The organism is Acinetobacter johnsonii (genome assembly GCF_048551975.1).
In the GTDB taxonomy this organism is placed as follows: Bacteria; Pseudomonadota; Gammaproteobacteria; order Pseudomonadales; family Moraxellaceae; genus Acinetobacter; species Acinetobacter johnsonii_A.
This window is the reverse complement of sequence record NZ_JBIMCF010000358.1, coordinates 1-202: the sequence shown is the minus strand read 5'-3', so window position 1 is coordinate 202 and position 202 is coordinate 1. Positions and strand designations below refer to the sequence as shown.

The 202-nt window shown below is 39.1% G+C and carries 1 protein-coding gene; it reads right to left on the bottom strand.

The annotated features are described in order from the left end of the window. Positions 1-202, bottom strand: a 202-nt coding sequence (locus tag ACG9ZB_RS17800; RefSeq protein WP_419326897.1) for an integrase core domain-containing protein, incomplete at both ends; no start/stop codon positions are given.

Sequence of the window (202 nt, the reverse complement as noted above, 5' to 3'; positions counted from 1 at the left end):
CGGGTTAATCTTATCATAGTACATTGCTTCAAACTCAAAAGGCGATACATAACCCAGTGCACTGTGTACACGCTTTTTATTGAACCAATCTACCCAGTTTAGTGCCGCAAGTTGTACATCTGCTAAACCTTGCCAATCTGCTTTTAAATATTCAATCACCTCTGTTTTGTATAAGCCATTCACCGTTTCAGCCAAAGCATTA